The following is a 19,966-nucleotide window of genomic DNA, read 5'->3' as shown; positions in this document are numbered from 1 at the left end:
CAGTTATTGCCAATTTTTATACAGTTTACGACAAGGTGGCAGTAAAAAAAGGATGCGCCATGCAGGAATTTACGATTTCAAATGGTTATTTTTACCTTTGGAATACTTACTTAAAAGAAAAGGGGATGGACTGGCAGGCATTAAATCTAACAGATGTTCAAGTTCGCCAAGTTCAAAACATTTTATCTGCATCTATCGATGCTCAATCACCTTTAACTTTTTTTCTTGAGCTTTTAGAGCTGACCGAATCTCGACTACAAGTTTCCAATTTAGCTTTGGAAATGGCAACTTGTATTACACCTGCCAATTTTGGTGTATTGGGATATATGGCATCCCGAAGTGGTAGCTTTGCAGAGGTTCTTGAATATATCATGAAGTTTCACCGTCTGGTGATCGACGGTGAGCAAGTCGTGCCTATGCAAATCGAGCAAGATGCTTCTAAAATTCGTTTGTATTGGCCGTTGGTTGATGACAGTAATATCATACTTTGTGAATTGACCTTGGCAGCTATGGTACAACTTGCTAAACAAATAGCCCCACTGCATGATTTTCTCTTGCAACAAGTTGAGTTTGTGCACAGCGCACGTGGTCCATTAGTGCACTATCAGCGTTTCTTTCAATGCAAATTATCATTTGGAAAACCTTACTATGCATTAACTTTTGCAAGTGAGGGACTAAGTATTCGCCCTCAACATGCAGACCCGACCTTAATGCAACTTTTGGTGAAACAGGCAGAAGAGGCGTTAGCTCAGCGTAAAATACAAACAGATTTAGCTCAGCAAATACATTGGATCGTGCATGAATATTTTAAGCAAAGACAGCAAGCGCCTAAAATAGAAGATATTGCCATCGAGTTGAATATTTCAGTACGAAGCTTACAGCGCCAGCTACAGTCATTAAACACTTCATTTAAATTAATTTTAGATGCAGAGCGCATGAGACGTTGTGAGATATTACTCAACCAAAATGCAAGCCTCACTTTAATTGCTGAACAGTTGGGATATTCGGACCAGTCAGCACTTGCACGGGCCCATAAAAATTTGACAGGACAAACCTTGCTGACAAGAAAAAGACAATTACAGCTAACCAATAAAAATGCAGTGAAATAGGCATTTTGGGATGGTTTTCTATTCAGATGAGGATCTAATAATGGCTCGAAAATAGGAAGCTTTGATCATTGAGAAAAGTTTCAAAATATTGATAAATGTACGCCATGGGTTGTATGAATCATACAATCGAATATCGCCATAACGTTAGACCTGTTCAATGGACAAAAAATAGCGTTAAAATGCGATGTTCTTGTATTTCTACAAACAACTCCTCAATTTTAAATAATTCAAGGAAAGCACAACCCTATGTCACGTCTTGCCACCCGTTTTGAAAAGCTTAAGTCCCAACAACGTAAAGCGCTTGTATCTTATGTTATGGCGGGTGATCCACAACCGCAAGTAACAGTTCCGTTACTGCATAAAATGGTTGCGGCAGGAGTAGATGTCATTGAGCTTGGTTTACCATTTTCAGATCCAATGGCTGATGGTCCGGTAATTGCGCTTGCAGCTGAACGTGCGCTTGCAGCAGGGACTAACACATTAGATGCTCTTAATATGGTAAAGGAGTTCCGTGAACAGGATCAGGATACACCTGTTGTTTTAATGGGTTATTTGAATCCGGTTGAAGTGATTGGTTACGAGAAGTTTATTTCTCATGCGAAACAGTGTGGTGTAGATGGCTTATTGCTGGTGGATTTACCGCCAGAAGAGTCAAAAGAGTTTGGTGCTTTGTTGAAGCAACATGACATGGATCAAATCTTCTTGCTCGCGCCAACTTCTACAGACCAACGCATTCAACATGTGGCAAATCAGGCAAGTGGATTTATCTACTATGTTTCACTCAAGGGTGTAACAGGAGCAGCAACACTAGATACGGCAGAAGCTGCTGCACGTATTCAGAAAATCAAAAATGCCACTGATATTCCAGTTGGTGTTGGTTTTGGTATTAGTGATGCCGCTTCAGCAAAAGCAATGGGTAGCGTTGCTGATGCTGTGATTGTAGGTAGTGCTTTCGTTAAAAATTTTGCAACGTTGGCAGCGGATGACGCTGTTGAACAGACGGTGAATAAAGTCAAGGAGCTTCGAGCAGCGCTCGATGAGTTAGTATGAATCAAGAAGTGAAATCAGGGAAAGTTCTTAGCCCTTCGACACCATGGACAAAACGTCCGGTTCCAGGTATTGAAGTCGCAAATGAGCAACAAATTCTCAAAGCAACATTTACTGAGCCAACGATTGAATGCCCTGAATGTCATGCTCTAGTGACACGTACAGCAATCTCTTTCAATGCGTATGTTTGTCCGCAGTGTGATGAACACTTACGAATGAAAGCTCGTGATCGTTTGAATTGGTTCTTCGATAATGTAGTGACTGAATTGGGTCAAGAGTTTAGCGCGAAAGATCCATTAAAGTTTGTCGACACTAAACCATATCCAGACCGTATGCGTGAAGCGCAAAGCAAAACTGGTGAAACAGAAGCTTTAATTGCAATGCAAGGCAATTTAAATGGCGTGGATATGATTGCATGTGCTTTTGAGTTCGACTTTATGGGCGGCTCTATGGGTACTGTAGTGGGTGACCGTTTTGTTCAAGCTGCTGAACTTGCTATTGCAAAACGTCAACCATTAATCTGTTTCGCAGCTTCTGGTGGCGCACGTATGCAAGAAGGCATGTTGTCACTTATGCAAATGGCACGTACTTCAGCGGCGATCCAAAAATTAAAAGATGCAGGTTTACCTTATATTGTGGTGTTAACACATCCGGTATATGGCGGTGTAACAGCTTCTTTAGCAATGTTAGGTGATATTCATATTGCTGAACCGAAAGCGATGATCGGCTTTGCAGGTAAACGTGTAATTGAACAAACTGTACGTGAAACATTGGAAGAGCCATTCCAACGTGCTGAATATTTGCTTGATCATGGCGTAATCGATCAGATTGTTCATCGTCATGCTTTACGTGATACTGTATCTCGACTTGTATCGAAATTGATGAACTTACCTTGAATCAACAAGCTCCACTTTCAATAGACTCTTTAGATACATGGCTCAATTATTGGAGCCATGTTCACGTTACAGGGATAGATCTTGGTCTGGAACGTGTAATTCCTGTGGCAGAAAAGCTGGGTGTAACTCAGCCTACTGCTAAAGTTTTTACAGTAGCCGGAACGAATGGTAAAGGCTCAACTACAACTACACTAGCTGCTATATTAAATGAGCAGGGGTACAAAGTTGGGTTATATCAGTCACCCCATATCTATCGCTTTAATGAACGAGTCAAATTAGGTGGAGTCGAAGTCGATGATCAAAGTCTGATTAATACTTTTGTTCAAGTCGATCAGGCTCGTCGCGATTGTGATTTAAGCTTATCTTTTTTTGAAGCAACCACTTTGGCTGCTTTTGTCATTTTTAAACAACAGCAATGCGATGTATGGGTGCTCGAAGTCGGTTTGGGCGGGCGCTTAGATGTGGTTAATGTAATTGATCCCAATGTTGCGATTATTACTAATATTGGCCTAGATCATACCGATTGGTTAGGCGATACCATTGAAAAAATTGCTTTTGAAAAAGCAGGTATTATTCGTCCACAAATTCCGGTTGTCTTTGCTGGCGAACAACTTCTACCTCAAGCAATTCAAGATAAAACAGAAAGTACACAAGCAATTTTATATACCGTTAATCGTGATTATTTTTATAAACTCGCCGATGATGGGCAAAACTGGTACTTTGCTTCAGAAGGAACCACTTTAAAGCTTCCTTTAGGCCATTTAGCCATCGAAAATATTGCGGGGGCGGTTGCAGCCATTTTAAATAGCGGACTTGAAATTTCTCAGTCTGCTTTAGAAAAAGGTATTCAAGCTGCACGCTTAGCCGGGCGTTTTGAACAGCGTCAAGTGGAAGGGAAAACGGTAATTTTTGATGCTGGACACAATCCCCATGGTGTTGAATTTTTGTTAAAGCAATTGCGAAATTTCTTAGAATACAATAAACAGTACACAGAAGTTGTCGCAGTATTTTCAATGCTGGCAGATAAAGATATAAAATCAGTAGTCGAATTATTGAAACCTACTGTTTTACATTGGAAAATTGCTGAGTTGAATGTGCCGCGTGCTGCATCGATTCAGCAACTCAATGATGCCTTGCAAGGTCAGACAGTACAACAATATGGCAATATCAAAGAGGCATTTAAATCAGCGCTTGAGCAAACAAATAACAATCAGCTGATTTTGGCCTGTGGTTCGTTTCATACTTTAGAAGCGATTTGGGAGTATTTGGAAGAATGTCAATGAATAACAAACAACGCTGGATGGGTGGTGTTGTTTTACTGGGTGGTGGTGTTTTATTGGCAGCATTACTTCTAAAAGGAAATGAAGAAATAAAGCAGGTTGAAGTTCAGCCAGATGCATCCACAGCGCCAAAAACTCAAACTAAGCCAAAACAAGCAACTGAAGGACAAATGGTACAACTCCAACCTCTAGCGGTTGATGTTGCAACAGAAAAGCGGTTGCTAGAAGAACAGCGCCGTTCACGTGAAAAGGCTGTTGCAGAGCAAGAAGCACGTGCAGCTGAGTTTTTAGCAATGCAACAGCAAGCTGAAGCCGATGCTGCTCGTAAAGCGGCTGCCGAATATGCTGCGATTAATGCACGTCGTACAGCTGCTCAAGAAAGTTCAGACAATATTCCGCCGGAAGTTGTCGGCAGCGATGGTAAAGTAAAAAGTCCACAAACTGATGTGAAGAAAAAATCTGTAGATAGTGCAAAAGCAGAAGCAGATAAAAAAGCGGCTGATGCCAAGCGCCAAGCAGAAGCTGACAAGAAAGTAGCTGAAGCAAAACGTCAAGCAGAAGCAGATAAAAAAGCAACTGAAGCAAAACGTCAGGCAGAAGCTGATAAGAAAGCAGCTGAAGCAAAACGTCAAGCAGAAGCAGATAAGAAAGCAACTGAAGCAAAACGTCAAGCAGAAGCAGATAAGAAAGCAGCTGAAGCAAAACGTCAGGCAGAAGCTGATAAGAAAGCATCAGATGCTAAACGCAAAGCTGAAGCCGATAAAAAAGCTGATGCTGAAAAAGCGCGTGAACTGCTGGAAAATGGTGATAAAAAGTGGATGGTGCAAGTTGCATTGGCTGCTAACCAAGCAAATGCAGATGCAGTTGTTTCTAAATTACGAGCTAAAGGCTATAAGGTAACTACGAGCCAAACCAGCAAGGGAATCCGTATTATGGTTGGACCAGCGAAAGACCGTGATACAGCAGATGCAGCCCGTAAGAAAATTACTTCTGATTCAAGTTTAAATATGAAATCGGCTTGGGTAATTGACTGGGTACCGCTTGATCAGCGATAACGGCTGATCATCCCCTAAATCAAATCAGGAACACTTCAAAGGCTTTATTCTTGTGAGGAGTGTTCCATTCAATAGGGGATCTTGAAGATGAATACAACGATCAAAATACTAGAACAATTTGTTTTTGCACAAGAGTCCGTGATTAGCGCACTGTCTGGAGTCGCTTGTGTGGGGGATGATGTTTATTTTGTTGGTGATAATCTCCCTTATTTATTAAGAATCAATCGAACCCAGAACATGGCTGATGCAACGGCCTTTGAAAAAATTCCGTTATTTGATCCTCCAGAGCAAATACCGCTAAGTGCATTAAGCAAAGAACAGAAGCCTGATTTTGAAGCTTTAACCTCCATAAGTTGGAACGGACAATCACAGCTTTTGGTGATGGGCTCGGGTTCTACAGAAAATCGAAAACGAGCATTACTCTATAACCCTGCCAATCATCAGGTCAGAACTTTCTTAGATGCGGTTGATTATGATTTTTTGCAGCATCAGGTTGAATTAACAGGTGGGGCTGATCTCAATATAGAAGCCATATGTTCAGACCATCGTTATCTCTATATCTTTCAACGTGGTAACATAAATCTCCATCATGGGGTTTTAGTCTTTGATTTAATCAAAATTCAAGCAGGAAAATCCTTAGAAAATGCACTTATACATTCGCTCAAACTGAGCTTAGCTGAGCTTGATGGTTCAGCAAGTGGCATTTCAGATGCTTGTTTTTTAGCGGATAAAAATTTGATTGTTGCTACAGCTACGGTCGAACAAACACTCAATACCTATGATGACGGTGCTGTCTTGGGAAGTTTTATCTTGGTGTTTTCGCCTGAGGGTAAAGGTTTAGCAGCTCATTTGATTCGAGATGCGAAAGGACAGACGCTGCCAATCAAGGTTGAAGGGATTACTTGGTTCGAGTCGAGATCCGATGGCGAAGTCTTTTTATTAGTGACAGACAGTGATGGTGGTGATTCTGAAATTTTGAAGGTATTACTTAGCAACGCCGCTTTGGGAAAATCATAAAGTTAAATCATATTTTTGATGATCATCTATCTTTAAATGTATATTTTTCGATGTAATTGATAATAATGAAAACAATCAATAAGTTGGTGATTGAGCCAACTTATTTGTCTAATAATCGTGTTTGAATACAAAAGTAATCCAGTCTTTAACTGCTGGAATTCGACAGTTGCTGTTGAGTCCATTTTACATTTTCAGGTGTAAATAGGCCGTCAATGTTCTTCCAGATAATATGATAGCCATAACCGCCTTCCTTCATTTCTTTAACCGCATCATCAATTGCCCAATTTTCAAAAATAATGCGATACATGGCAACACTAGCACCTGTACGGTCTGAGCCATGGTAGCAGTGCAATAAAACACGTTGATTATTCTGCTTGGCAATCTTAATTTGTTGCATGACTTCTAATAGATCTTGTCGGTCAATTGCCCAAGTGTTGATAGGAATATGTGCAAGGTTAAAATTTTCATTTTTAAAAACTAAATCATCTGAAGCTCTAGCTCTTAAATTAATAATGGTACTTATTTGATGACGTTTTAGCTCGGGAACCATCGTTGCATCGGGTTGTTCACTGCGAAAAACAGTATCACTAATCTGATAAAAGTTATGGGTCTCAGAGACTAAGGTCCCCCAGTCTTGTGGTCGATGCTCATGGGCAATACTTTCATGCTGCATACATCCCTGTAAATTTATACAGATGGCAAGTGTGATGAGTGATAATTTTTTCATGTTTGATACCGGTTAAGCTCATAAGGATCATGAGCACAAATTATTTCAATCGTTGGCTCATGTTGAGCTAAATGCTGCAAGCGTTTGAGATTAATAAGACGTTTCTCATTATCTTCTGCAAATGTTTTTTCCAGCAAACTAAGAGATCTTAATTTATTTTTAGGGTTTAACTCTAGGTGTGAGTAGTACGCATCTCCACAAAATAATAACCATTGATTTTGTTGCTTTATGGCAATGCCACAATGACCAGCTGAGTGACCCAATAAAGGCACCATTAAAATTTCATCTTGAAAAAGAGGAAAACCTTTTACCTTTTCAAGGTTAAACCATGCTTCACCTTGCTGATATTCAACAAAGTTCCAGTAACGATGGTCTTTATATTGATTAGTTCTATAGCGAAGTTTGCCCTTAAGATTTGGAAGTTGGGCCGCGTTATATTCTGCTGCTAAAACATGAACTGTGGCATGGGGAAAATCTGAAATTCCACCCGCATGATCAAAATCAAGATGAGTGACAAAGATATGCTGAATATCCTTAGGATTAAACCCGAGCTTTTGGATTTGCTGGATGGCACTAAACTCAAGGTTAGTCTCAATTTTGCCTAAACGTTGGACTAATGAACCTAGTCGCTGCTTCATATGTAAATAATCTTGTAGCCCGAAGCCTGTATCAATAAGCGCTAGACCTCGATCGGTTTCAACCAACAGGCAATGGCAGACAACTTCAGCCCGGAAGCCTTTTTGTCCAAAGAGTGGGGCACAAACAGGGCACATGCTGCCGCACTTTAAATGATGAATTTTATAGATCATGATTTTTATTTTTTATACCGAATCGCTTCGAGTTATAACTGATCTGGGCAGTAAAAACCATGTGTATTCAATACATAAATAAAAAGCCATCACGTTGGATGACTTTTTAGGGTGTGATATTTACTTAAGACTTTCTAAAAATTTGGTACTTATTTCCGATGCTCTGTTATCAATTTTTTAACTGGTTGTATATGTGCCGCTGTCAGTTTTTATTCGAAAAGTTTCGAATGTTTGCCTACGTGTCTCGTAGCGAACTTTTCAAATGCTTGCCTACGCACTTCGTTTGTCTTGCAAGTAATAAAGCCTTTAGTCGGCTTTATTACTTTCAGGCTGTGGTGTTAAGCGTAAATAAGGTTTAACCGCTGTATAGCCCTTAGGGAAGCGCTGTTTAATTTCTTCTTCATCTTTAAGTGATGGCACAATAACGACATCTTCACCTTGCTGCCAGTTCGCTGGTGTCGCTACTTTATGCTTGTCAGTTAATTGTAATGAGTCAACAACACGTAAGACTTCATTAAAATTTCGGCCTGTTGAAGCAGGGTAGGTAATGATTAAGCGAACTTTTTTATTCGGATCAATAATCACTAAAGAACGTACTGTGAGTGTTTCACTGGCATTTGGATGAATGAAACCATAGAGTTCCGATACTTTACGGTCTTTATCAGCAATGATTGGAAAGTTTACAGTCGTGTTTTGGGTTTCGTTAATGTCATTGATCCATCCCTTATGAGACTCTACATCATCTACTGACAAAGCAATCGCTTTAACATTACGCTTCGTAAATTCATCTTTTAATTTTGCTGTATAACCTAACTCTGTTGTACATACGGGCGTATAGTCGGCTGGATGTGAAAATAAAATTCCCCAACTATCCCCTAGAAAATCATAAAAATTAATTGTGCCTTCACTCGATTCTTGTTGAAAATCGGGGGCTGTATCTCCTAATCGTAGTGTCATGATCGTTCCTCAATTGCTCATAATTTGTTATTCGATCCAATGAATATGCAGCATTATCTTTATGATTAAAATTATTGTTTTTGTATTTTATTATGAGTTTTTTATATAAGTGTAAATATATATGACTAAAACTCACTATTTTATGTGCTTAATCAATGTAACTTTAAGGTAAATTTGCTAAATTAGATTTCTCGGAAGTTATGCTTAATAGATGAGCGTTAATGTTACGTTTTTAGGTGCAAGGCACATTACGGGGGACTAGGCGAATGATAAAACCATTCGTCTAACTATCAGATTTTTTTTAGGGGTTTTGTGCAAAACCCTTGTACTTCAAATTTCTGGCACCATAATAAACGACTGAGAAAAAGTTTATTCATTTGACCAAGCAAGATTTAGAGAGTTTATCCATGTTGGCAAGTCTGATCGGAGGTATCTTCGGTACAAAAAATGAGCGCGAACTCAAACGCATGCGCAAAATTGTTGAGCAAATCAATGCGCTCGAGCCGACGATATCAGCTTTAAGCGATGCAGACTTATCTGCAAAAACTCCAGAATTCAAACAACGTTATAATAATGGCGAAAGTTTAGATAAATTACTTCCAGAAGCGTTTGCAGTGTGTCGTGAAGCTGCCAAACGTGTAATGGGCATGCGTCACTATGACGTTCAGCTTATTGGTGGTATTACCTTACATGAAGGTAAGATTGCCGAAATGCGTACCGGTGAAGGTAAAACCCTTATGGGTACTTTGGCGTGTTATTTAAACGCATTAAGTGGCGAAGGCGTTCATGTCATTACTGTAAACGATTATTTGGCACAGCGTGATGCTGAGTTGAACCGCCCATTATTTGAATTTTTGGGTTTATCTATTGGTACTATCTATTCAATGCAAGGTCCGTCTGAAAAAGCGGAAGCTTATCTTGCTGATATTACTTATGGTACCAATAACGAATTCGGTTTTGACTACTTACGTGACAACATGGTGTTTTCTTTAGCAGAAAAGAAACAACGTGGCTTGCACTATGCCATTATCGATGAAGTTGACTCAATCTTGATTGATGAAGCACGTACACCATTAATTATTTCTGGTCAAAGTGAAGACTCTTCACATCTTTATGCTGCAATCAATACGATTCCCCCTAGATTACGTCCGCAAAAAGAAGAAAAAGTTGCAGATGGCGGGCATTTCTGGATTGATGAAAAGCAGCGTTCAGTTGAAATGACTGAAATTGGTTATGAAACTGTTGAGCAAGAACTTATTCAGATGGGCTTGTTGGCTGAAGGTGAAAGCTTATATTCAGCAACGAATCTAAGCCTTGTTCACCATGTGTCTGCCGCTATTCGTGCACATTTCTTATTCCAGCGCGATGTTCACTATATTATTCACGATGGCGAAGTCGTGATTGTTGATGAACATACTGGCCGTACAATGCCGGGCCGTCGTTGGTCAGAAGGTTTGCATCAAGCAGTTGAAGCGAAAGAAGGTTTGGAAATTCAGCCTGAAAACCAGACTTTAGCGACCACAACATTCCAGAACTATTTCCGTTTATATAAAAAGCTTTCAGGTATGACAGGTACTGCTGATACTGAAGCTGCGGAAATGAAAGAAATTTATGGCCTTGATGTTGTGATTATTCCAACTCACCGCCCAATGGTACGTAATGACCAAAACGATTTAATTTATTTAAACCGTAATGGTAAATATGACGCGATTATTCAAGAAATTACGAATATTCGTGAGCAAGGTGTGGCACCGATTCTTATTGGTACAGCAACCATTGAAGCCAGTGAAATTTTGTCTTCTAAGTTAATGCAAGCTGGCATTCACCATGAAGTGTTGAATGCAAAACAACATGAGCGTGAAGCTGACATTATTGCTCAAGCGGGTAGCCCGAATGCAGTAACGATTGCAACGAACATGGCGGGTCGTGGTACTGACATTATCTTGGGTGGTAACTGGAAAGCGAAACTTGCCAAACTTGAAAACCCTACTGCTGAAGATGAAGCACGTCTGAAAGCACAATGGGAACAAGACCATGAAGATGTATTGCAATCAGGTGGTTTGCATATCATTGGTTCTGAACGCCATGAATCACGTCGTATTGATAACCAGTTACGTGGTCGTGCGGGCCGTCAGGGTGACCCTGGGGTTTCTCGTTTCTATTTGTCTCTTGAAGATGACCTTATGCGTATTTTCGCAGGTGACCGCGTAGTCGGAATGATGCGCGCGATGGGTCTACAAGAAAATGAAGCGATTGAACACAAAATGGTGAGTCGTTCAATTGAGAACGCTCAGCGTAAAGTTGAAGCTCGTAACTTTGATATTCGTAAAAACTTATTGAAATACGATGATGTGAATAATGAACAACGTAAGATCATTTATTCACAACGTGATGAAGTGTTAGCTGAAAATACCTTAAAAGAATATGTTGAAGAAATGCATCACGAAGTGATGAAAGGCGTGATTGCGAACTTTATTCCACCTGAGTCAATCCATGACCAGTGGGATGTTGAAGGTTTAGAAAATGCTTTACGTATTGATTTGGGCATTGAGCTACCAATTCAGGAATGGTTAGATCAAGATCGCCGTTTGGATGAAGAAGGTTTAGTTGAGCGAATCAGTGATGAAGTGATTGAACGTTATCGCCAACGTCGTGCTCAAATGGGTGATGAATCAGCAGCAATGCTTGAACGTCACTTCGTTTTAAACTCTCTTGATCGTCATTGGAAAGATCACTTAGCTGCAATGGATTACTTGCGTCAAGGTATTCACTTACGTGGCTATGCGCAAAAAAATCCTGAACAGGAATACAAGAAAGAAGCTTTCAACCTGTTTGTAAATATGCTCGGTATTATTAAAACTGATGTTGTGACTGATTTATCTCGTGTACATATCCCAACACCAGAAGAACTTGCAGAAATGGAAGCTCAACAGCAGCAGCAAGCTGAATCGATGAAGCTTTCTTTTGAACATGATGATGTAGATGGTTTAACGGGTGAAGTTACACTTTCTCAAGAAACCATGAACGAGTCTGCCGATCAGCAAACTTTCCCTGTTCCAGAAAGCCGCAATGCGCCATGCCCATGTGGCTCTGGATTAAAATATAAGCAGTGTCACGGTAAGATCTAATCTGCCTTCACAAAAAAGCAGAACAATTGTTCTGCTTTTTTTACGTTTGTAGTAAGCCTGTGAATAATGTTTGCAGTTTTAAGCATTAAATGCTATTTACTTCTCATCCAGAGTGTATGTTGGAAAGACAATGAAAAAAGTATTACAACCTTTATTTTTAACTGTTCTTGCTGTGCCTAGTTTTGTTTTCGCAGCAGAAGCAGCTTCAGCCCCTCAAACGACAACGGTTGACAAAGTACTTGCAGCAAAAGGCCCAACTTCGGCTCAAGCTGTAGTGAAGCAAGAAAATACAACAGTGATTAGCCCTCGCACAGGTATTCGCTATACGTTGGGTAACACAGCTAATCGCCCAATTATTTTACAAACCACTGCGATTGCTCCGGCAAACTCAGCAAACATTAATCGTATTGTGGCGACTAACCCAGCTTTATCTACGAAGAGCCAAGAAAAAGCAAAAGTGGCTTTAATTGGAGAAGCGGCGGTAGCAGGCCCAGCAGCAGTTGCAGCAAGCAATATGAGTGCTCCTGCAAATCCGACAACAATAAATTAAGCTGTATCTGTAAAAAAAAGCCGGTCAATGATGAACCGGCTTTTTTATATAAGAATTTCTAGTTTTTAGATCTGATTATTCACATCATCATTTTTTGTTTCACGAATGAATAAGAAAGCGATGAGTGATAGAAGGGATGCTGCAGTAAGATAATAACCAACTGCATATAAACCATAGGTTTCAGCAAGTTTAGTGGCAATGAGTGGAGCAAAAGATGCACCAAAAATACCTGCCAAGTTAAACGTTAATGCTGAACCTGTATAACGAACTGAAGTTGGGAAAAGTTCAGAAAGAACGGTACCAATCGGACCATAGGTCAAGCCCATAATCGATAAGCCTGTACATAAGAAGAGAAAGACGATTAACGTATTTCCAGACTCTAACATGCTAGAGAAGAACAAACCGAAAATCGCAGCAGCAATACAAACACCAATCGAAGTGGCTTTACGTCCAAATTTTTCTGCAAAAATAGCCGATAAGGGAATAAACGCAGCAAAGCACAATGTGGCAAAGAGTTGAAGTTCCAAGAACTCACCGCGTGCATAGCCTAATTTAGTGGTTGCCCAGTTTAAGGCAAATACTGTCGTAAGATAGAACACCACAAAAGTACAGATTGCTGCAATCGTACCAAGTACAAGTTTACCTGTATGTTTGGTTAAGACTTCTTTAAATGGAATATTTACTTCTTTTTGCTTATCCAAGACCTTTTGAAATGCTGGAGTCTCATGGAGTTTTAAACGGATATATAAGCCAACAATCACTAATACAGCACTTGCAATAAAGGGAATACGCCAGCCCCATTGCATGAATGCCTGCTCAGGAATGGCTGCACCCAATAATAAAAATGAACCTGTTGCTAAAATAAAGCCAATTGGAGCCCCTAGTTGTGGGAACATGCCATACCATGCACGCTTACCTTCAGGTGCATTCTCTGTCGCAAGTAATACAGCACCACTCCATTCACCACCTAAACCTAAGCCTTGCCCTAGACGGCATAGAGCCAATAGTAAAGGCGCGGCAAGACCAATTTGTGCATAGGTTGGAAGTAAACCAATACAGACTGTTGAAATACCCATGGTGAGCAAAGCTGCAACTAGAGTGGCTTTACGACCGATACGGTCTCCTAAATGACCGAATAACGCTGCACCGATAGGGCGAGCAATAAAGGCAATGGCGAAGGTTGCTAAAGATTGTAAGACTGCGGCACTGCCACTACTAGCAGGGAAAAACAGGTGAGGAAAAATAATAACGGCAGCTGTTGCATAGATATAAAAGTCGAAGAACTCAATGGTTGTACCGACTAAGCTTGCAAACAAAACCCGCGCTTTTGAATTAGTGGCTACTGCCGGAGCAGCAGTCGCAGAGGTTGACTCCATATAAGACCTTATATCAGTTAAAATTTATTTTTAATTTACTATTCTTTTTAAAGACATATTTTTCTAAAAGAATAGCGTGAAAGAACATCATCCATGACTCTTTCAGGATCACTGAATAAGAGTGAAAAATGAACTAAACAATGTACCAATAGATCGCAAGAAAGTGTGCTCCTGCACCTAAAAGCACAAAAATGTGCCAGATCGCATGGGTATATCTTACCTTTTTTAACGCGTAAAACAATGCTCCAACCGTATAAGCTAACCCGCCAATAATCAAGAAAATCAATGCGTCTTTACTCAAATAAGTACGCATATCATCCATTACAAAAACGGCAAGCCATCCCATTACAATATAGGCCAGCAAAGAAATTTTTTGAAAACGATGGATAAAAACTAACTTGAAAAGTGTACCAATTGCAGCAATGCTCCAGAGTGCAATCAGCAGAATATGGGCTTTTTGTGTAGGAATCGCGATGCTTAAGAAAGGGGTATATGTCCCAGCAATTAAATAATAAATAGCAGTGTGGTCTAGTTTTTTATACCAGTAACGTAGATTTTGTGTTTGAGCAAAGTGATAGAGTGTTGAACTCGTGAAAACCAGAATCAGACTAAATGAGTATACCCATAAACCCACCCACTGAGCAGTTGGAAGATAAGATCCCTTCATAATTAAAAAGATAGAAGCAATAACTGCCATAACGACACCAGCTCCATGGCTGTAGGCGTTAAGTAGTTCTTCTTTTGGATCGTAAGTTTCCAGCACAAATTTACTCATGAGTTTAATTTTTTGATTAAAAATACAAATGTATAGAAATACAAAACAGTCGTAAAGTTATTTTATTTTTAATCCTAGACCCTTTAAACTTCTATTTTATATGAGTCTTCATTTTTTAGGTATATCCGTGTCGGTTTTCTCCTTTGAGCAAGAACAGCAATTCTTTTATGAAATCAAACAAATGCTTGATGAGCAGACTTTTGAGCGTTTGATTTTGAGCCAATATAAAGGAGAGTTGGAACAACTGGAAAAAATCACTTTCCGTGTTGTAGAGTTACATGGACAAAAACAGCTTTCGGCTTTATATCACTATACGACCCAAGATGTGACCAAAAATTATTCATTTGAAGAAGGCTTAGAACAGATTGCAGCGCTTTTAGTGCAGTGTAAGCAAGCGAACTTATTTTCAACTACTCAAGAAATCCAACTTAAAAAAAATAAGAAAAAAGCCCTATTAAATATAGGTAAAAAGCAGGCCGTAAATTCAGTACAGACAATTCAGACACATGATCGTGAAAAGCAACGCTATGTACAGCAGGGCAATGCATTTCTAAAAGAGCTTGGTATTACCGATGAAAAAGGCCAAATCATTCCAAGCATGGCCCGTAAATGGAAACAGATAAATAAATTTATTGAAATTTTTGCGAGTGCCTATGAACAGATTGACGCATCTCAGCAAGAGTTACGGATTGTCGATTTCGGTTCAGGTAAAGGCTATTTAACTTTTGCTTTATATGATTATTTGCAAGAACAACAAAAAACACCTCTAATTACCGGCGTTGAATTACGCCCAAATCTGGTTGAATTCTGCCAAAAAGTTGCAGATAAAGTTGATTTCAATCATTTAGACTTTTTTGAAGGTGATGTACGTAGTTATCAACCGGAAAAGCTGGACGTCATGATTGCCTTGCATGCTTGTGACATTGCTACCGATTTTGCGATTCATACCGGCATTCGTTTAAATGCATCAATGATTATGTGTGCCCCATGTTGCCACAAAGAGTTGCGCCCACAATTACATAGTCCCGAAGTTTTACAGCCAATGCTGCAATTTGGAATTCATGCTGGTCAGCAAGCTGAAATGTTAACCGATACATTACGTGCCTTACTTTTAAAAGCTTATGGCTATGAAACCAAAGTTTTTGAGTTTGTATCGCTTGAACATACCAGTAAAAACAAAATGATTTTGGCAACAAAGCGTAAGGATGTTACTCAGCCTGATGCCAAGATCATGGCTCAAATTCAAGCCTTGAAAGAAATGTATGGTATTAAAAAACAAAGTCTTGAGCTGTTATTACAAGACCAGTTGCCTATCGAGAATATTGGTTGTAAGTGTTAAGCAGGTTAACCCATGTATAAAATTATAACGGGCGGGTGGGAGCAGCTTGAGAAAGATGCCAAGCTCATTCGTGAGCAAGTTTTTATTCAAGAGCAGGGAATTGCCCCTGAAGATGAATGGGATGATTTGGATGCCACAGTTTTGCATTTTATTGTGTATGACCGTGAGTAACCAATTGCTACAGCGCGATTGTTACCACAGCATAGTGTAGGGCGGGTAGCTGTTTTAGTAGCTTATCGCAAGCGAGGGATCGGCAAAATTTTAATGGAGCACATTATTGATTATGCGCGCCAGCAGAACTTACCTTATCTAAAGCTTTCAGCACAAACGTATGTGACCGCGTTTTATGAAGCATTGGGCTTTGTAGTTCAAGGCGAGGAATATCTAGATTGTAGTATCCCACATATTGATATGACTTTAGAGTTAAATTGAGACTTCTTTTTAGAAATCTCAATTTGGCATTATTTCATTGCATTCCAGCTTTCAATGGCTTGTAAACCTGTTTCTAAGCCGACTTCATAGCTGTAGCGAAGCTTTTTCGGATTAGTACTTAAACGACCTGCCATATTCTTAAGCGGCGGCGGGCAAACTTCTAAAATTTGCTGGTCTGGGTTAGAACCGCGGACAAAATCTACTGAAGCATTATATCGAGCACAACGGCTACGTAAGCTGTTTGCAAAACCATAATGATGTTTAAACGCATATTTCGCGAGGAATTGATCCCCTCTGCTGCTGGCTTTAAAGTAATTTTTTGGGCGAGTGCGTAAAACTAACAGTTTTTTGACATCACTTTGCTGAGCTGTCCAGCGTACAGGTAGGGCATCTGCAACGCCACCATCAAAGTATGGTTCACCCATAATATCGACGGGATGACGCGTTAAAACTGGAATTGAGCTAGAAGCACGAAGTGCATTCAGCAAGTTATCTTTACCCGCACGAAGATATTCTGCCTGTCCTGTTTTGGCATGCGTCAATACCATATAAAAATCAGGATTTTTAGCAAACAGACTTTGCTGATCAAGCGGATGCTCTTGCTCGCCAATCTCCCACATCCATTTTAAATCAAGTAAATCACCGCCTTTAAAGAAGCGTTTGTAATCTATAAATTCAGGACGGAGTGAGTGATCAATATAAAACGTTAACGTGCGGCCTTGTTGACCAGCTAAATAATTTGCAACGTTGGTTGAACCAGATGATACGCCAACGTATAGATCGAAAGGGTTGAACTGCTGCTGTAAAAAAGCATCAAGTACGCCACTGGTAAAGGCACCACGCATGCCTCCACCCTCTACAACAAGTGCATTACGGGAAAAATCTGTCATTTGATATCTAATTACTGAGTTGAGTTCTGATGTTCTTTCATATCCATTTCAGACATGTTGTCACTATGTTGAGCGTGTTGCTCTGTGGAATTTTCAGCTTTTTGCTGCATTTGCTCTTGTTGTGCTTTGCGCTGAGCCCCTGGCATATAGTCAGGTTCATTACTCATCGCTAAATAGAAAAAGCCAAGGAAAATCGCACTCAAAACACCAACGATCAGAACAAATTTCCAACCTAAAATTGCTGACTCGGAAGAATTTTTATCGGACATAAGGATTTCTCGAATGTGCTTTAGAAGCACAAAAATGAAGTCTATTTATAGCATATTTAGGCAGGAGGCTGAAATCTTAAAGGTCATAAAGAAAAACCCATATAAATAAAATATATTTATATGGGCAAGGTTTATGCAGTTTTTAAATATCCAATAAGTCTAAGTTATTGAATATTTTGTTTCTGCTCAGCTTTGGTTTTTAGCAAAGTTGGAGGTGTAAAACGTTCACCATATTTGGCAGCTAATTCTTCAGCTCGTTTTTGTGCTTTATCAGTACCATATTGGTTGAGGAACTGGATCGCACCTCCCGTCCAAGGAGCGTAACCAATACCAAAGATAGAGCCAACATTGGCATCAATAACCGACTCCAATACGCCTTCTTCATAGCAGCGTAATGTATCTAAGGCCTGTACAAACAGAATGCGATCGATCATATCTTGTTCAGAAATACCATGATCTTTTTGCCAGCGGTTTAAACCTTCCCATAGATGCTTTTTACCATTTTCTGGATATTCATAGAAACCTGCTCCAGCCGCCTTACCTTTACGGTTTAACTCATGAATCATGGTATGAACGACCTCATCGACAGAGGTCTTAGGCAAATCTTTCCCTTCAGCTTGCAAAGCTTTACGTGCTTCACTGGCAACATGTTCGGTTAGTGTTAAAGACACTTCATCTTGAATAGCGAGGGGACCTACAGGCATGCCTGCTTTAAGCGCTGCCATTTCAATACGGGCTGGATGAACGCCTTCGGCAAGTAAGCGCATACCTTCTTGAATAAAAGTACCAAATACACGACTGGTAAAGAAGCCACGGCTATCATTTACAACAATTGGTGTTTTTCCAATTTGTTGTACAAAGTCGTAGGCTTTAGCAAGTGTGTCGCTTGAAGTGTTTTTACCTTTAATAATCTCAACCAACTGCATTTTGTCGACTGGGCTAAAGAAATGTAGTCCAATAAACTTCTGGGCATCTTTACTCGCCGTTGCTAAACCTGTGATTGGTAGGGTGGAAGTATTCGATGCAAAGATTCCACTTTCAGCTAAATATTGTTCAGCTTCTTGAGTAACTTTGGCTTTGAGCTCTTGGTTTTCAAATACAGCTTCAATAATCAGATCACAGCCTTGTAAGTCTTGTGCTGAGGCAGTTGCTGTAATGAGGGATAATACTTGGTCACGTTTTTCTGCGGTCATACGGCCTTGAGAAACGCGTTTATCAAGGAGTTTCTGTGAATAGGCTTTGCCTTTTTCAGCATTTTCAATAGATACATCTTTTAGTACAACAGGAATGCCTTTAATTGCGGTTGAATATGCAATACCAGCACCCATCATGCCTGCACCTAACACACCAACTTTAGTGGCTTGCCATTTTGCAATATCAGCAGGGCGGCTAGCGCCAGACTTAATTGCATTTAGACCGTGCCAGAAAGTACCGATCATATTTTTAGAGATTTGACCTGTGGTGAGTTCGGTGAAGTAACGAGATTCGATGCGTAACGCTGTATCGACATCGACCTGAGCGCCTTCGACTGCTGCCGCCATAATTGCTTCAGGAGCAGGGTAACAACCTTTGGTTTTGTCTCTTAACATAGCTGGGGCAATAGCAAGAACTTGAGCAACAGCTGGAGTCTTTGGATCGCCACCCGGAATTTTATAGCCTTTCACATCAAAAGGTTGTTGAGATTTCGGATTGGCTTTTATCCATGCGATCGCTTTATCTAAAAGCTCTTGTTCGTTTTCGGCAGTGTCATGGATTAAACCTAAAGATTTTGCTTTATCGACACCGAACTGCTTACCTTCCATTAAAAATGGGAACGCGTTTTGTAAGCCAAGTAGGCGTACCATGCGGACAATACCACCGCCACCCGGTAACAGGCCTAAAGTGACTTCAGGTAGGCCGAACTTACTTTTTTGGTCATTGATTGCGATACGATGATGGCAGCTTAAAGCAATTTCCCAACCACCACCAAGGGCTGTGCCATTCAAGGCTGCAACGACTGGAATACCTAGAGTTTCAATCGTACGTAAATGGCCTTTTAACTTTTCAACCATGTTGAAAAAATCAGTGGCATGTTCAGGCTGAACTTGAATAAGCTCATCTAAATCGCCCCCAGCAAAGAAAGTTTTTTTGGCTGAGCGGAAAATAACGCCCGCAAGTGCTGTTTCTGCTTTAAGTTTCTGCGTTGCCTCATCAAGCGAGTCACGAAACTCGGCATTCATGGTGTTTGCAGATTGGCCAGTTGAATCAAGCGTTAAAATGACAATGTTATCTGCATTTTTTTCGTATTGGATTGCACTCATCTTTTATATC

General features: G+C 40.1%; 17 protein-coding genes and 1 pseudogene. 10 read left to right on the top strand and 8 right to left on the bottom strand.

Annotated features, from left to right (window positions below; translation table 11 throughout):
* Positions 1-59 precede the first annotated feature (59 nt).
* The 6 genes from ASF86_RS15680 to ASF86_RS15655 all read left to right on the top strand — a co-directional run bounded on the left by ASF86_RS15680 (position 60) and on the right by ASF86_RS15655 (position 6,404).
* Positions 60-1,109 carry an AraC family transcriptional regulator gene (locus ASF86_RS15680; protein ID WP_004638919.1) on the top strand — a complete coding sequence of 350 codons (1,050 nt, stop codon included), beginning with the start codon at positions 60-62 and terminating at the stop codon, positions 1,107-1,109.
* A 246-nt stretch (positions 1,110-1,355) separates the two neighbouring features.
* Complete coding sequence (gene trpA, locus ASF86_RS15675) at positions 1,356-2,159, top strand: tryptophan synthase subunit alpha (protein ID WP_005036203.1); 804 nt, start codon at positions 1,356-1,358, stop codon at positions 2,157-2,159.
* Positions 2,156-3,052: an acetyl-CoA carboxylase, carboxyltransferase subunit beta gene (gene accD / locus ASF86_RS15670; RefSeq protein WP_017392445.1), complete on the top strand. Its 897-nt coding sequence runs from the start codon at positions 2,156-2,158 to the stop codon at positions 3,050-3,052. The genes trpA and accD overlap by 4 nt, the downstream gene beginning before the upstream one ends.
* Positions 3,049-4,335 (top strand): bifunctional tetrahydrofolate synthase/dihydrofolate synthase, encoded by a 1,287-nt coding sequence (gene folC, locus ASF86_RS15665; RefSeq protein ID WP_056483479.1) that lies wholly within the window; start codon positions 3,049-3,051, stop codon positions 4,333-4,335. The genes accD and folC overlap by 4 nt, the downstream gene beginning before the upstream one ends.
* Positions 4,326-5,387, top strand: a complete 1,062-nt coding sequence (locus tag ASF86_RS15660) for an SPOR domain-containing protein (protein ID WP_056483476.1) — start codon at positions 4,326-4,328, stop codon at positions 5,385-5,387. Before folC ends, ASF86_RS15660 begins: the two co-directional genes overlap by 10 nt.
* Positions 5,388-5,474: 87 nt before the next feature.
* A complete protein-coding gene (locus tag ASF86_RS15655; protein ID WP_056483473.1) occupies positions 5,475-6,404 on the top strand; it encodes a DUF6929 family protein in 930 nt (309 codons plus the stop codon).
* Positions 6,405-6,549: 145 nt separating this feature from the next.
* Here the strand turns inward: ASF86_RS15655 and ASF86_RS15650 are convergent, their stop codons facing one another.
* The 3 genes from ASF86_RS15650 to ASF86_RS15640 form a co-directional block, all read right to left on the bottom strand.
* Positions 6,550-7,131, bottom strand: coding sequence for a dual specificity protein phosphatase family protein (locus ASF86_RS15650; RefSeq protein ID WP_056483470.1), 582 nt, complete (start codon positions 7,129-7,131; stop codon positions 6,550-6,552).
* On the bottom strand, positions 7,128-7,940 hold the full coding sequence (locus ASF86_RS15645) for an MBL fold metallo-hydrolase (protein WP_201784120.1): 813 nt from the start codon (positions 7,938-7,940) through the stop codon (positions 7,128-7,130). The genes ASF86_RS15650 and ASF86_RS15645 overlap by 4 nt, the downstream gene beginning before the upstream one ends.
* A 306-nt stretch (positions 7,941-8,246) precedes the next feature.
* Positions 8,247-8,897, bottom strand: coding sequence for a peroxiredoxin (locus tag ASF86_RS15640; protein WP_005036218.1), 651 nt, complete (start codon positions 8,895-8,897; stop codon positions 8,247-8,249).
* Between the two features lie 407 nt (positions 8,898-9,304).
* Here ASF86_RS15640 and secA point away from each other — a divergent pair, with 407 nt between their 5' ends.
* Together secA and ASF86_RS15630 are read left to right on the top strand one after the other, a co-directional pair.
* The gene (secA, locus tag ASF86_RS15635) at positions 9,305-12,025 is read left to right on the top strand and encodes a preprotein translocase subunit SecA (protein WP_017392451.1); all 2,721 of its coding nucleotides are present in this window, start codon (positions 9,305-9,307) and stop codon (positions 12,023-12,025) included.
* Positions 12,026-12,155: 130 nt separating this feature from the next.
* A complete protein-coding gene (locus ASF86_RS15630) occupies positions 12,156-12,575 on the top strand; it encodes a hypothetical protein (protein WP_056483463.1) in 420 nt (139 codons plus the stop codon).
* A 65-nt stretch (positions 12,576-12,640) separates the two neighbouring features.
* On the opposite strand, the gene ASF86_RS15625 is transcribed toward ASF86_RS15630, so the two are convergent.
* Together ASF86_RS15625 and trhA are read right to left on the bottom strand one after the other, a co-directional pair.
* A complete protein-coding gene (locus tag ASF86_RS15625) occupies positions 12,641-13,951 on the bottom strand; it encodes an MFS transporter (protein WP_056483459.1) in 1,311 nt (436 codons plus the stop codon).
* 133 nt (positions 13,952-14,084) lie between these two features.
* A complete protein-coding gene (gene trhA / locus ASF86_RS15620) occupies positions 14,085-14,726 on the bottom strand; it encodes a PAQR family membrane homeostasis protein TrhA (protein WP_056483456.1) in 642 nt (213 codons plus the stop codon).
* Positions 14,727-14,853: 127 nt separating this feature from the next.
* On the opposite strand from trhA, the gene ASF86_RS15615 reads away from it, so the two are divergent.
* Both ASF86_RS15615 and ASF86_RS15610 read left to right on the top strand, forming a co-directional pair.
* A complete protein-coding gene (locus tag ASF86_RS15615) occupies positions 14,854-16,065 on the top strand; it encodes a class I SAM-dependent methyltransferase (RefSeq protein WP_081407724.1) in 1,212 nt (403 codons plus the stop codon).
* Positions 16,066-16,077: 12 nt separating this feature from the next.
* A pseudogene (locus ASF86_RS15610) lies at positions 16,078-16,497 on the top strand (GNAT family N-acetyltransferase).
* 29 nt (positions 16,498-16,526) lie between these two features.
* Here ASF86_RS15610 and ASF86_RS15605 read toward each other — a convergent pair.
* The 3 genes from ASF86_RS15605 to ASF86_RS15595 all read right to left on the bottom strand — a co-directional run bounded on the left by ASF86_RS15605 (position 16,527) and on the right by ASF86_RS15595 (position 19,956).
* Positions 16,527-17,387 (bottom strand): patatin family protein, encoded by an 861-nt coding sequence (locus ASF86_RS15605; RefSeq protein WP_056483450.1) that lies wholly within the window; start codon positions 17,385-17,387, stop codon positions 16,527-16,529.
* Positions 17,388-17,398: 11 nt separating this feature from the next.
* Positions 17,399-17,656 carry a hypothetical protein gene (locus ASF86_RS15600; protein ID WP_004638947.1) on the bottom strand — a complete coding sequence of 86 codons (258 nt, stop codon included), beginning with the start codon at positions 17,654-17,656 and terminating at the stop codon, positions 17,399-17,401.
* A gap of 164 nt (positions 17,657-17,820) precedes the next feature.
* On the bottom strand, positions 17,821-19,956 hold the full coding sequence (locus tag ASF86_RS15595) for a 3-hydroxyacyl-CoA dehydrogenase NAD-binding domain-containing protein (protein WP_056483447.1): 2,136 nt from the start codon (positions 19,954-19,956) through the stop codon (positions 17,821-17,823).
* Positions 19,957-19,966: the final 10 nt, after the last annotated feature.

Origin of the sequence: Acinetobacter sp. Leaf130 (assembly GCF_001423205.1) — a bacterium.
GTDB lineage: Bacteria > Pseudomonadota > Gammaproteobacteria > Pseudomonadales > Moraxellaceae > Acinetobacter > Acinetobacter calcoaceticus.
This window is presented reverse-complemented; position numbering and strand designations above follow the sequence as displayed.